At 73.8% G+C, this 12,988-nt stretch carries 10 protein-coding genes; 4 read left to right on the top strand and 6 right to left on the bottom strand.

The features are described 5' to 3' along the window. Positions 1-11: 11 nt before the first annotated feature. The 3 genes from AC5WS8_RS29145 to AC5WS8_RS29155 form a co-directional block, all read right to left on the bottom strand. Positions 12-923: a zf-HC2 domain-containing protein gene (locus AC5WS8_RS29145; protein WP_496106484.1), complete on the bottom strand. Its 912-nt coding sequence runs from the start codon at positions 921-923 to the stop codon at positions 12-14. Then, positions 913-1,500 carry an RNA polymerase sigma factor gene (locus AC5WS8_RS29150; protein ID WP_496106578.1) on the bottom strand — a complete coding sequence of 196 codons (588 nt, stop codon included), beginning with the start codon at positions 1,498-1,500 and terminating at the stop codon, positions 913-915. Before AC5WS8_RS29150 ends, AC5WS8_RS29145 begins: the two co-directional genes overlap by 11 nt. A 96-nt stretch (positions 1,501-1,596) precedes the next feature. Beyond that, entirely contained in the window at positions 1,597-2,334 is a 738-nt protein-coding gene (locus tag AC5WS8_RS29155) for a helix-turn-helix transcriptional regulator (RefSeq protein WP_496106485.1), read from the bottom strand. Positions 2,335-2,456: 122 nt separating this feature from the next. On the opposite strand from AC5WS8_RS29155, the gene AC5WS8_RS29160 reads away from it, so the two are divergent. Continuing rightward, positions 2,457-4,610, top strand: coding sequence for a SpoIIE family protein phosphatase (locus AC5WS8_RS29160; RefSeq protein ID WP_496106486.1), 2,154 nt, complete (start codon positions 2,457-2,459; stop codon positions 4,608-4,610). Between the two features lie 241 nt (positions 4,611-4,851). Here the strand turns inward: AC5WS8_RS29160 and AC5WS8_RS29165 are convergent, their stop codons facing one another. Then, positions 4,852-5,799, bottom strand: coding sequence for an MIP/aquaporin family protein (locus tag AC5WS8_RS29165; protein WP_496106487.1), 948 nt, complete (start codon positions 5,797-5,799; stop codon positions 4,852-4,854). Between the two features lie 247 nt (positions 5,800-6,046). Between AC5WS8_RS29165 and AC5WS8_RS29170 the strand changes: the two genes are divergently transcribed. From AC5WS8_RS29170 to AC5WS8_RS29180, 3 genes are all read left to right on the top strand, one after another. Further along, a complete protein-coding gene (locus AC5WS8_RS29170; RefSeq protein ID WP_496106579.1) occupies positions 6,047-8,002 on the top strand; it encodes an NAD-binding protein in 1,956 nt (651 codons plus the stop codon). A gap of 170 nt (positions 8,003-8,172) precedes the next feature. Further along, the gene (locus tag AC5WS8_RS29175; RefSeq protein ID WP_496106488.1) at positions 8,173-10,023 is read left to right on the top strand and encodes a S9 family peptidase; all 1,851 of its coding nucleotides are present in this window, start codon (positions 8,173-8,175) and stop codon (positions 10,021-10,023) included. Between the two features lie 50 nt (positions 10,024-10,073). Continuing rightward, positions 10,074-10,964 carry an SURF1 family protein gene (locus AC5WS8_RS29180; RefSeq protein WP_496106489.1) on the top strand — a complete coding sequence of 297 codons (891 nt, stop codon included), beginning with the start codon at positions 10,074-10,076 and terminating at the stop codon, positions 10,962-10,964. 18 nt (positions 10,965-10,982) lie between these two features. Here the strand turns inward: AC5WS8_RS29180 and AC5WS8_RS29185 are convergent, their stop codons facing one another. Further along, complete coding sequence (locus AC5WS8_RS29185; protein ID WP_496106490.1) at positions 10,983-12,269, bottom strand: hypothetical protein; 1,287 nt, start codon at positions 12,267-12,269, stop codon at positions 10,983-10,985. Next, complete coding sequence (locus AC5WS8_RS29190) at positions 12,266-12,862, bottom strand: SigE family RNA polymerase sigma factor (protein ID WP_496106491.1); 597 nt, start codon at positions 12,860-12,862, stop codon at positions 12,266-12,268. The genes AC5WS8_RS29185 and AC5WS8_RS29190 overlap by 4 nt, the downstream gene beginning before the upstream one ends. Positions 12,863-12,988 lie beyond the last annotated feature (126 nt).

Here is a 12,988-nt window from a genome sequence, read left to right on the forward strand (position 1 = left end):
ACGGACGTGCCCTACGCCACTCCGGATGCGCCGAACTGAGCCGTGGCCAGCACCGTCCCGTCGGGTTCCGTCAGCCGGGCGCCCGCCAGTACCGAGGGGTCGACGGGGGCGGGGCCGCCCCAGTAGCCGTATCCCCTGTGCAGAGTCAGCTCGCCGACGCGGACCGTGCCGCCGTCGTGCCGCACCAGCAGGCAGGAGACCTTGCCGCTGTACGGCATCCCGGCGTCCGCGAGATCGACGGACATGTAGAGCCAGCCCGGGGACCCCGGGTGGGCGTAGATCTCGCCCGTCGGCTTCCCGAGGGGCCGGGCCGAGACCAGTCCGGCCCACAGCATGCCCGAGGGTGCCCCGACGGGGGTGGAGGGCCCGGCCATGACCTCCTCGATCGCCGTGCCGACCGCCCAGCCCCCGAACCCCAGGGCCAGGGCGAGCGCGGCCACCGCGGAGGCGGCCCGCAGCCGTACCCGCCGGCCGCGCCGGCCCGGGCGCGGAAAACCGGCCCAGCGGGCGGACGAACGCCCTTCGGGCGCCGACGGACCCTGGGCCGGCGCCTCCTGATCCGGCACATCGGGGGCCGGCACATCGGGGGCCGGCACATCGGCGGCCGGCGCATCGAGGGCCGGCGCCTCTGTGGCCGTCGCGGCCCCTTGAGCCGGCGTGGCCTGCGCCTGCGCCGCCTGCACCTGTGCGCTCCTTGTCAGCGCCTGCGCCACCCGGGTCTCGAAGCCGACCGGGGGCTCGCCGCACGGCAGCAGCCCGATCAACCGGTCGCCGACCAGGGTGAGCTGAGCGACGTACTCCCGGCAGTCCGCGCACCCCTCCAGATGGGCGACCGCCCCGGCGCGTGCACGGCCGGGGAGCACGCCGAGGGCCAGCTCGGCGCCGATCTCCCGCAGCTTCTCGCAGGTCACGTCACTCGGCATGGTCGCTCCGCGGGGGAGGGGCGAGGGTGGTGCGCAGCTTGCCCATCGCCGTCCTGATGCGTGTCTTGGCAGTGCCCAGCGGGATGTGCTCCCAGTCGGCGACCTGCTGGGCCGTCATGCCGTAGATGCCCGCCATCACCAGGGCACGGCCCTGCTCGCGCGGGAGCTGCGCCACCGCGGCCCGCAGCCGCGAGGACGCCTCGTCGGCCAGGACGTACTGCTCGGGCGTCCGGCTGACGACGCCCAGGATCGCCTCGAGGTCGTCGGGGGCGACCGGCTCCGGCCGCCTGGACCGGACGGCGTCGATGGCGAGGTTGTGGGCGATGGTGGTCAGCCACGTCGTCACGGAACCTCGGCGGGAGTCGTAGATCTGCGCATGGCGCCACGCCCGTTCGAACGTCTGCTGGGCGATGTCCTCGGCGAGCTGCGGATCCCCGGTGACGGCGACGGCGACTCCGAAGACCCTGTGCTGGAACCTCCGTACGAAGGTGACGGCGAGCTCCGGATCGCCGGTGGCGAGCCCGGACAGCAGAGCCTCGTCCGGGAGACGGCCCACGGGGAACCGGAACCTCTGCATATCGGTATATACGGCCTGCTCGCGCCGGGGGATTGCCCGGCCGCGCCAGAGGTTCATCGCGACTCCGGCTGTGCGTTCGTACGGCAGGCCCCCGGATCACCGCCCGCAGGCGGTACCCGTCTCCGCGGAGCCCTCCGGCGCGTCCTGCGCACGCAGCTCGACGCAGCACGCGTCGGGCCGTGGGGCGAGGACCGCTGCGGTCCTGTCGCTTCCGAGGCCGTGCAGGTAGCCGGCCAGGAAAGCCTGGTTGACGGCGCAGACCAGTTCCGGGGCCTTGGCCGCCAGGGGGTGGAAGGGGCAGTTGCGCAGCCGCAACAGGGCGGGTGCGGCACGCTCCGGCTCGTAGCCGAACTCCTCGAGCGTGTCGGCGGCCAGGCTCAGCCCCCGCTCGGCGCCGAGCCGTCCGGGGCGTATCCGTTCGCGCTCGGCGCCGCCCATGGTCTCCCCGCGCCGGTATGCCACGCGGAGGGCGGCGTCGCGGGCGGATTCGGCGTCGGTCTCGGTCAGGACGGCCTCGGTCAGGACGTCGGCGAGCATGCCGTAGCGACGCTCGGGGATGCTCACCGAGACGGCCTCGGCCACCGGCTCGTAGACCTTGGGCCTGCGGCCGACCTTGCGGATGCCGGCGGGGGACTCGTAGTGGGCCCGGAGCAGACCGGCCGCCACCAGCTTGTCCAGGTGGAACGCCGCCAGCTTGCGGGAGATCCCGGCGCTGTCGGCCACCTCCTCGCGCGTGACCGGGCGCCGCTCCTGCCGGATGAACTCGAACATGCGGCGACGCAAGGGATCGCCGAGCGTGGCGAGAGTGGTCAGCGAGTCGTGGTCCAGTCCCACGACACCATCCTATCGCCCATCAGTTTGGGTGAAATCGGTGATGGGGCCGGTGGGGCCTTCGCCTGGGACCGGGTGGTGACCCTTGCGATGTGGACGATCCCGGATGGGCGTATTGTCCCGATATGAACACGGGTGGGGACGATGAGGCGACGGGCAGGGTGGCGGCGTCGGCCGATTCTCTCGGCGCGTTGGACGATGCCCTCGATGCGGTGCTGGCCGCGACCGTGCGCCGCACCGGAGCCTCCATCGGCGGGATCTACCTGATCGAGGACGCGGAGCCGGTGCTGCGGCTGGTCGCCGTGTGCGGGATGCCGCTGGAGTTCACCGTCCCCTGGCGGCGGATGCCGCTCAGCGCTCCCGTGCCGCTCGCCGACGCGATCCGCGACAACCGGCTGGTGTGGGTCGGGGACCAGAGCGACATGGCCCGCCGCTACCCGCGTGTCGCCGCGGTCCTGCCCTACAGGTTCCCGCTCGCCGCGCACGCCCTGGCCGGGATGCGCCGATGCTGGGGCGGGCTGGTGCTGATGTGGCCCGCCGAACACCCCCACAGGGCCACCTCCCGGGAACGCCGCCACATCACCTCCAGCGCCCGCCGCCTGACCCGTCTCCTGGACGACGCGCCGCGCCCGCCCACGCTCCCCGACCAGCCGCGCATCGTCTCCGTCGTCGCACCCCACCACCCGGCCTACGCCGGCCTCGCCGCCGTCGACTACGCCGAACGCCTTCCCGAGGGCGCCCTGGCCCTCGATCTGGAGGGCAGGATCACCTTCATCACCAGGACCGCCGCCCGCCTGCTCGGCCGTGACGGCGGCCGGCTGCTGGGCACCCGCCCCTGGCAGTCGCTGCCGTGGATGGACGACCCCCTGTTCGAGGACCATTACCGCACCGCCGTGGTCAGCCGCGCCGCCCTGTCCTTCACCGCCCTGCGCCCACCGGACCAGTGGCTGACCTTCGAGCTGTACCCGGACACCAGCGGTATCAGCGTCCGTATCACCCCCGCCAAGGAGCAGTCCACGGCGAGTACACGTCCCCGGCCGGTGACGGTGACCCCGACCGGCCGTCTGTACCAGCTCATCCACCTGGCCGCCGCGCTCACCGAGACGGTGAGCGTCCGCGACCTGTTCGAGATGATCGCGGAACAGATCCTTCCCGCCTTCCGCGCCAAGGGCCTGGTGCTGTCGGCCGTCGACGCGGGCCGCCTGAAGATCCTCGGCTCGCACGGCTACCCGGCGAAGGTCATCGAGCGCCTGGACGGGCTCACACTGGACACCGCGCTCTCCCCCGCCGGGCAGGTCCTCACGACCGGCACCCCCGCCTTCTTCGCCAGCCCCTCCGACATGGCCCGCAGCCACCCGGACGCACCCATCGTGAGCGGCAAGCAGGCCTGGGCCTTCCTCCCCCTGATGGTCTCGGGACGACCGGTGGGCTGTTGCGTGCTCTCCTACGTCCGGCCCCACACCTTCTCCGCCGACGAGCGCGCCGTCCTGACCTCACTGGCCGGGCTCATGGCGCAGGCGCTGGACCGCGCCCGGCTCTACGACGCCCAGCACGGCCTGGTGAACGACCTCCAGCAGGTGCTCCTGCCGCGCGCCCTGCCCGCCGTGGCCGGACTCGACGTGGCGGCCCGCTACCTGCCCGCGACCCGCGGAGTCGAGGTCGGCGGCGACTTCTACGACCTGCTGCGCCTCGACGCCACCACCGCGGCCGCCGTCATCGGCGACGTCGAGGGCCACAGCATGGCCGCGGCCGCCCTCATGGGCCAGGTGCGGACCGCCATCCACGCCCACGCCACCACCGGCGGGTCGCCCGACCAGGTCCTGGCCTGCACCAACCGGCTCCTGACCGATCTGAACTCCGACCTGCTCGTCTCCTGCCTCTACGCGCATCTCGACCTGGCCCGCCGGGAGATCGCCCTGGCCAGCGCCGGCCACGTTCCGCCGCTGTTGTGCCACGGCTCCAAGGAGGTGTGTGTCCTGGAGGTGGAGCCCGGACCGCTGCTCGGCGTCGACGTCGACTTCGACTACCCCGTCACCCGCGTGCCGCTCCCCGACGACGCCCTGCTGGCCTTCTACACCGACGGCCTCGTCGAAGTCCCCGGCGCCGACACCGGCCGGACCACCGCCGCCCTGGGCCGGTATCTGGCCGACGTCCACGACCTTGCGCTGGAGGAGCTGATCGACGGCCTGGTCCACCACATCTGGCCCAGCGGCCGGCACACCGACGACATCGCCGTCCTCCTGCTGCGCGCGACCGGCGGGCATCCGGCCCCCGGCTGAGACGGCGGATCCGGCCACCGGCTCAGGCAGCGGATCCGGCCACCGGCTCAGGCGGCGGATCCGGCCACCGGCTCAGGCAGCGGATCCGGCCACCGGCTCAGGCGGCGGATCCGGCCACCGGCTCAGGCGGCGGATCCGGCCTCCGGCTCAGGCGGCGGCGCGGCGAGGTGCCGCCGCCGGACGCTCCTCGTCCGCCGCGTACTCCCCGCCGCCGTCGCACCACCGCCTCCCCCCACCGCCGTCACTCCTCGTTCGTGGTCTCCGTCGGACGGGTCCGGCCGGGTTCCGGCGGCTCGGCGCGCTGGGCCCGGATGTGCAGGACGTCGCCGACGAACAGGTCGTAGACCAGGACCCCGACCACCCCGCCGACAAGAGGACCGACGATCGGGATCCACCAGTAGTCCCGGAAGGAGCCGGGCAGCGTGCCGGGCAGGGCGAGGCTCTGCCAGCCCGCCACCCAGGTGAACAGGCGGGGGCCGAAGTCACGGGCCGGGTTGATGGCGTACCCGGCGTTCGCGCCGTACGACATGCCGATGGCGGCGACGGCGAGGCCGATCACGAAGGGCCCCAGGTTGGCCTGCACCCCCGTGTTGCGCAGGTCGATCACCGCCACGACGAACATCACCAGGAAGGCGGTACCCACGATCTGGTCCACGAGCGGGCCCCACGTGCCGCCGTGGAAGAACGGCGCGGGGAACGTGCCGAAGATCGAGAAGCTGGCGAGGGTGTGCCCGTTCGTCTTCGGGCCCGTCATGGCGTGGTCGAAGGTGTTGATCGCGTCGTGGTAGACGGCGTACACCAGCGCCGCCCCGACGAACGCGCCCGCCAGTTGCGCGAACCAGTAGGGGACGACCCGGGCCCAGGGGAACCGGCGGCGCACCGCGAACGCCAGTGTGACCGCCGGATTGATGTGGGCGCCGCTGACGCCGCCCGCGACGTAGATGCCGAACGTCACGGCCAGGGCCCAGCCCCAGGTGATCAGGAGCCAGTCGCCGGAGCTGACGAAGAAGGTGGTGGGTCCCGCGGTCCGGCCGGACCCCGGCAGTGCGGCGACGGCCACGGCGACCGAACCGCATCCGAACGCGATGAGGACGAGTGTCCCCAGGAACTCCGCGAGGCACTCGCCCAGCAGGCCCCCTCGGCTCCTGAATCGGGAGGCACTGATCAGGGGTGGAATTTCCACAGCCATGATGGCCCCCTCGGGGACTGGTCAGGCCGGTGACGGCTCGTCCTGCGGACGCGGTCGAGCTCACCACGAGTATGACTCAAGGGCAGTGGCCCCGCTCCTCACCGCCGTCACCGTCACCCGCACGGACCAACCCCCGTTGCCGCCGTCGCACCTGCCGCTGTGGAACCTGCGCCCCCGTAGGGCAGTCTTTGTCCCCGTGGGGGCAGGGGTACCGCAGCAGAACGGGTCCGGGGACGGCGTCCCGCACATGGTGGTGTGCGGGGACGACGGACTCGCGCACCGGCTGGCCGCCGAGTTGCGCGGCGTGTACGGCGAACAGGTGACGCTCGTCGTCCCGCCCGCCGTCCGGGTCGCCCCGCAGCCGGTGGTGGGCCGTGCCCGCGCCTCGACGCTGCTCGACCGGGTCTCCGCCGCCGTCACGCGCGCGGCGGGCAACGGCAACGGCAACGGCAACAACAGTGGCAACGGCAACGGCACGGACGGGCGCACCGCCGGGTCCGGCGGCGGCCGCAGTGCCGAACCCGCCGGTCAGCCACGGGTGGTGGAGGCCGTCGAGGCGTCCGAGGCCGTGCTCGCGGAGGCCGGTGTGGAGCGGGCCGCGGCGCTGGCGCTCGTCTATGACGACGACGAGACCAACATCCGCGCCGCGCTCACCGCACGCCGCCTCAACCCGCGGCTGCGGCTCGTCCTGCGCCTGTACAACCGGCGGCTCGGGCAGCACATAGAGGCCCTCCTCGACCAGGCGGCGACCCTGGCGTCCGGGGGCAGCGGCGACGTCGAGGGGTTCGACGCGTCCACGACCGTGCTGTCCGACGCCGACACCGCCGCGCCCGCCCTGGCCGCGACCGCCGTCGCCGGCACCACCAAGGTCGTCCAGACCGACGGGCTCCTGCTGCGGGCCGTCGAGCGTCCGCCGCCGCGGCCGGGTCAGGTCGCCGACCCGGGGCTGTGCACCCTGGCGTTGCTGTCCGACGGCGACCGCGCCGGGGCGCACGGTTCCGAGGCGGGCGGCGACCAGGGGCCCCAGCTCCTGCCCGACGAAAGGTCGGTGAGGGAGGCCACCGGGCGCGGCACCATCGTCCTGGAGACCGTCTCCTACGCCGGTCCGGCACTGCCCGCCGGGCGCAGTGTCGTACCGCTCGGCTCGCTGTTGTCCCGGCGGCTGCGCTGGTCGGTCGCCGGACTGGTGGGCTGCGTGGTCGGGCTCGCGATCGCGTCGAGCGCGGTCACCGGCGAACCTCCGCTGCGTGCCACCTACGTGACGCTGCTGGACCTGTTCGCGATCGACAACCCGGCCATCGGGGAGCCCGTCGGACGGCAGATCCTGCAGCTGCTGTCCTCACTGGTCGGGTTGCTGCTGCTGCCGGTGCTGCTGGCGGCCGTGCTCGAAGCCCTCGGCACCTTCCGCAGCGGCACCGCGCTGCGCAGACCGCCGCGCGGACTGTCCGGACACGTGGTGCTGCTCGGCGTCGGCAAGATCGGCACCCGGGTCATGACCCGGCTGCGGGAACTGAGGATCCCGGTGGTGTGCGTGGAGGGCGACCCGGAGGCGCGGGGCCTGGCGACGGCCCGGCGGCTGCGGGTGCCGGTGGTGCTCGGGGACGTCACACAGGAAGGCGTACTGGAAGCCGCCAAGATCCACCGGGCGCACGCGCTGCTCGCCCTGACCAGCTCCGACACGACGAACCTCGAGGCCGTCCTGTACGCCCGCTCGGTACGGCCCGACCTGCGGGTCGTCCTGCGCCTGTACGACGACGACTTCGCGACCGCGGTCTACCGCACCCTGCGCGCCGCGTACCCGGACGCACAGACGCGCAGCCGCAGCGTCTCCCACCTGGCCGCGCCCGCGTTCGCCGGGGCCATGCTGGGGCGGCAGATCCTGGGGGCCGTCCCGGTGGAGCGGCGGGTGCTGCTGTTCGCCGCCGTGGACGTGGCCGGGCATCCTCAGCTGGAGGGGAAGACGGTCGCCCAGGCGTTCCGTGCCGGGTCGTGGCGGGTGCTCGCTCTGGACACCGCGGCGCCGGAGGAACGCGGCCAGACGCCGGACCCGGAGACGCGCACGCCCGACCGCGACTCGGGCCTGGTCTGGGACCTGCCGCCCACCTATGTGCTGCGTGCGGAGGACCGAGTGGTCCTGGCGGCGACGCGACGCGGCCTCGCGGACCTGCTGGGGCGCAGGCGCGGGGAGCCGGCCGGGAGCTGATCCGGTCCGGGCCGGGAGCTGATCCGGTCCAGGCCGGGAGCTGATGCGGTCCAGGGCGGGCGCGGCCGGGGCTGAACCCGGCCGCAGGCGTCCACAGGTCCGGAGCCGGGTTGTCCACAGGCTGGGGGCCTGACCCGCGGGACGTCGGTCCGACCGGGCACTATGGGGCCATGACTGAGAGCAACGGCTCCCCCTCGCTCGAGCGCGGCGGGGAGATGCCGGACTGGGAGAAGCGCTTCCGGGCGTCGCGGGTGTCGCTGCCGGACTGGGCGGAGGACGCGCCGCACCGTTCGCTGTTCGTCTCCAACGCGACGGGGACGTACGAGCTGTACGCCTGGGATCGCGAAACGGGCGAGCAACGCCAGGTCACGGACCGGGCGACCGGCACGACCGAGGGCGTGCTCTCGCCGGACGGCGAGTGGATCTGGTGGTTCGACGACACGGACGGGGACGAGTTCGGGATCTGGAGACGCCAGCGCTTCGTGCGCGATGCCTCCGGTCCGGGCGGCGGAACCGATGAGCCGGCGGCTCCCGGGCTCGAGCCGTCGTATCCGGCGGGGCTCGCGATCGGGCGGGACGGGCGGGCGGCGGTCGTGGGCCGCTCCACCGACCAGGACGGTTCCACGATCCATCTGGTGCGGGCGGGCCGGGACCCGGTGGAGATCTACCGGCACCGCGAGTCGGCCGGGGTGGGCGACCTCTCCCACGACGGCTCGCTGATCGCGATCGAACACACGGAGCACGGCGACGCGATGCACTCGGCGCTGCGCGTGCTGCGGCCGGACGGTTCGACGGTCGCGGAGCTGGACGACACCAAGGGCGGCACGGTCGAGCTGGGCCTGGAGGTGCTGGGCTTCGCGCCGGTCGACGGGGACACCCGGCTGCTCATCGGGCACCAGCGGCGCGGCCGGTGGGAGCCGCTGGTGTGGGACGTCGCCACCGGCGAGGAGACGGACCTGCAGCTGGACCTGCCGGGGGACGTGGCCGCGGAGTGGTATCCGGACGGCTCGGCACTGCTGGTCGTGCACGGTTTCGAGGCGCGCAGCGAGCTGTTCCGCTACGACCTCGCCACCCGTGGGCTGGTGCGGGTCCCGACACCGCCGGGGACGGTGTCGGGGGCGACGGCCCGGCCCGACGGGACCGTGGAGTACCTGTGGTCGTCCGCGGCCGAGCCTCCCGTGGTCCGGTCCACCTCGGGCAGGGTGGTGCTGGATCCTCCCGGGATCCGGGCGCCCGGGTCGGTGCCGGTGGAGGACGTGTGGGTGGACGGGCCGGGCGGCCGCATCCACGCGCTGGTGCAGAGGCCGCCGGGGGCGTCCGGGCCGCTGCCGACGGTGTTCGACATCCACGGCGGTCCCACCTGGCACGACGGCGACTCGTTCGCCGCGGGCCCGGCGGCCTGGGTCGACCACGGGTACGCGGTGGTGCGGGTCAACTACCGCGGTTCGACGGGTTATGGGCGCGAGTGGACGGACGCGCTCAAGCACCGGGTCGGACTGATCGAGCTGGAGGACATCGCGGCAGTCCGGGAGTGGGCGGTGTCGTCCGGGCTGACGGACCCCGAGCGGCTGGTGCTGACGGGCGGCTCGTGGGGCGGCTACCTGACGCTGCTCGGGCTCGGCACCCAGCCGGAGCTGTGGACGATCGGGATCGCGGCGGTGCCGGTCGCGGACTACGTCACGGCCTACCACGACGAGATGGAGGCGCTCAAGGCCATGGACCGGACGCTGCTCGGGGGCACCCCCGAGGAGGTGCCGGAGCGGTTCGAGGCGTCGTCGCCGCTGACCTACGTCGACGCGGTGAAGGCGCCGGTGTACATCTCGGCGGGGGTGAACGACCCGCGCTGCCCCATCCGCCAGGTCGAGAACTATGTGCACCGGCTGGCCGCGCGAGGTGCGGTGCACGAGGTGTACCGGTACGACGCGGGGCACGGCTCGCTCGTGGTCGACGAGCGGATCAAGCAGGTCCGGCTGGAGCTGGACTTCGCGGCGCGGCATCTGGGAGGTGATGGCGCAGCCTGACGGCGGGCCCCACGGCGGGGGCCCGGTGGCGGCACCGTACCGTTGATGGCGTGTACCGGTTTCTGCTGACGCCCCGCTGGTGGGGGATCAACGTCTTCGTCCTGCTCGCCATCCCCTTCTGCGTCTTCATGGGGTCGTGGCAGCTGAGCCGGTTCGAGGCCCGGGTGCAGGACCACCGGTTGGCGAGCGAGCAGGCCTCCGCCGCCCGCGGGGAAGCGGCCCGGCCGCTGCGGGAGCTGTTGCCCGTGACCCAGAGCACGTCGGGGAAGCAGGCCACGGCGACCGGGCGGTACGGGAAGCAGCTGCTGGTGCCTGACCGGGAGCTGGACGGCAGGCGCGGGTTCTACGTGCTGACGATGCTGCGGACCGACGGGGGCAAGGCGCTGCCGGTGGTGCGGGGCTGGCTTCCGGGTGACGCCGACCCCGCGAAGGCCCCCGCGCCGCCGGCCGGCGAGATCACCGTCACGGGCGCCCTGCAGTCCTCGGAGAGCCCGGGGTCGGCCGGGGCCGGCGCGGCAGGCGGACTGCCCGCCGGCCAGACCGGGGCGATCAGCACGGCGACCCTGGTGAACCTGGTGCCGTACGACGTGTACGACGCGTGGATCACCCTCACCAAGGCCGACAGCGGGATGAAGGCGGTACCGGCGACGGCGCCCGCGGGGAGCGGACTGGACCTGAAGGCGTTCCAGAACCTGGGCTACACCGGCGAGTGGTTCGTCTTCGCGGGCTTCACGCTCTTCATGTGGTTCCGTCTGCTGCGCCGCGAGGTGGAGTACGCCCGCGACGCACGGCTGGGCCTCGTACCGGAAGGTCCGGACACCGGCACGGCCCCCGAGGTCTCGCCCCCACCGGCGGCCGGCCAGGGCGAGGCCCGCAAGGGCGAGGCCGCCGGGATCGAGGAAGCCACCGGCGAGAGCCCGTCGCCGGCCGCCAAGCCCTGAGCACCGCCGGAACGGGGTTCAGGTGCCCGCCAGCAGCCCCGTGCGGTAGACCGTGCCCGCGCAGGCGTTGGCGATGGTGGCCGAGGAGGCCGCGGAGCCGGTCACCGGGGTGAGGGAGACGGTCACGCTGCCGTCGGCCACACCGTCCTCCGTCATCAGCTGCGGTGCCGTGCCGCTGCTCGCCGGGCTCGAGCCGCCGCCGCTCGTGCTGGTGCTCTCCGTGGGGCTGGGGTCGGGTGAGGCGCCCCCGCCGCCTCCGCCGCCCCCGGTGCCGCTGCCGGTGGTGGGGCAGGTCTGGGCGGGAACCCAGGCGAACTCGACCTCGTACGCCGCTCCCGGCTTGAGCACGAGCGAGGTGACCTCCTGCCCGGGGTCGGGCAGGCCGGTGGCGGGATCGCCCGTGACGTGGTTCACCACGGTGATCTTGGACGGGTCCGCAGCGCCGTGCGCGGCCGTGGTGACGTCGCCTCTGCTCGAGACGGTACAGCTCGCGGCGGAGGCGTTGGTGACGCGGAACGTGCCGTAGACCGTGCCGTTGGAGTCCGGGGCGCCCGCGGTGGCGGTCGCGTGGCCGAGCTGGGCCGCGGTGCACGGGGGAGCGGTCTGCGCGGAGGCCGAAGGGTTCGTCCCGCCGGTGGCCCCGCCGCCCGCCCCCTTCGCCTTGTCCTCCTTGCCCTTCGAGCTCCCGCCTCCGGTCTGGCCGGACGTCCCGGAGGAGCCGCTGGAGCCGCTGGAGCCGCCGTCCGGCGCCTTGCCCTGGCCGGCGCTGTGCTGGGCGTCGGAGGCCTGACCGGCGATGGACGGGTCGGCGTTCGTACCGGTGGCGTTCGAGACGTGCACGAGGGCCGGGACCGCGGTGCCGAGGAACAGGGCGGCGGCCGCCATGCCGACCACGGCCTGCCGCTTGCGGGCCCGCCGGGCGGGTACCGCCCGGCGCAGATGGTCGAGGCTGCCCTCGCGCGGCTCGATGTCGCCCACGGCCTGGTGCAGCATCCGCCGCAGCGCCAGTTCGTCCGAACCGAGTCCTTCGGGCATCCCGTCGCCGTCCCCGGGCAGGTCCGCGCCGCCGGAGCCCGGCCCGGCCCCGCCACCCGCGAGCGCAGCCAGGAGCCGGTCCCGCCCGGTGTCCGCACGGGCCTGGTCGTCGGGGCGGTGGTTCACGGTTCCGTTCCCGGCGTGCTGCTCATGGCCCGTCTCGAGGGACCCCGGCCGGTCCGTCGGCTCGCGCCACTCGTAGGGCTCGTGTCGTTCGTGGGAGTCGCGCCCCCAGGTGGCGTGCCCGGGGCCCTCCTCGTACTCGCTCATGCCGGTGCCCCCATGGCGACACGGAGCGCCGCGATGCCGCGCGAGCCGTACGCCTTCACCGAGCCCAGCGATATGCCCAGCGTCTGCGCCACCTGAGCCTCGGTCATGTCGGCGAAGTAGCGCAGCACCAGGACCTCCCGCTGACGGCGCTGCAGGCCCTTCATCGCCTTGATCAGCGAGTCGCGCTCCAACTGGTCGTACGCGCCCTCCTCCGCGCTCGCCATGTCCGGCATCGGCTTCGTCAGCAGCTTCAGGCCGAGGATGCGGCGGCGCAGCGTGGAACGCGACAGGTTGACGACGGTCTGGCGGAGGTACGCGAGCGTCTTCTCCGGGTCGCGCACGCGCTTGCGCGCGGAGTGCACGCGGATGAACGCCTCCTGGACGACGTCCTCGCAGGACGCGGTGTCGTCGAGGAGGAGCGCCGCGAGACCCAGCAGGGAGCGGTAGTGGGCGCGGTAGGTCTCGGTGAGATGGTCGACCGTGGTGCCGGCGGCCGTCGTCTCCTCAGCGCCCTCGCGCTGGTTCGGTATGCGGGCGGGCCGCGCTGCGGGCATGGGGGCGATCACCGGCATGCCGCCGGGCGCGCCGGACATGCGGGGACGGCGGGGCGGACGGAGAGCCGCGCCCCTCGTCCGTACCGCGGTGAATTCGAGTACCTCTGCCACGCCAGTTGGACACGCCCGCCCCCGCCAGGGTTGTACGCGACAGGCATCACGTTC

Source organism: Streptomyces sp. PTL18 (assembly GCF_059510295.1).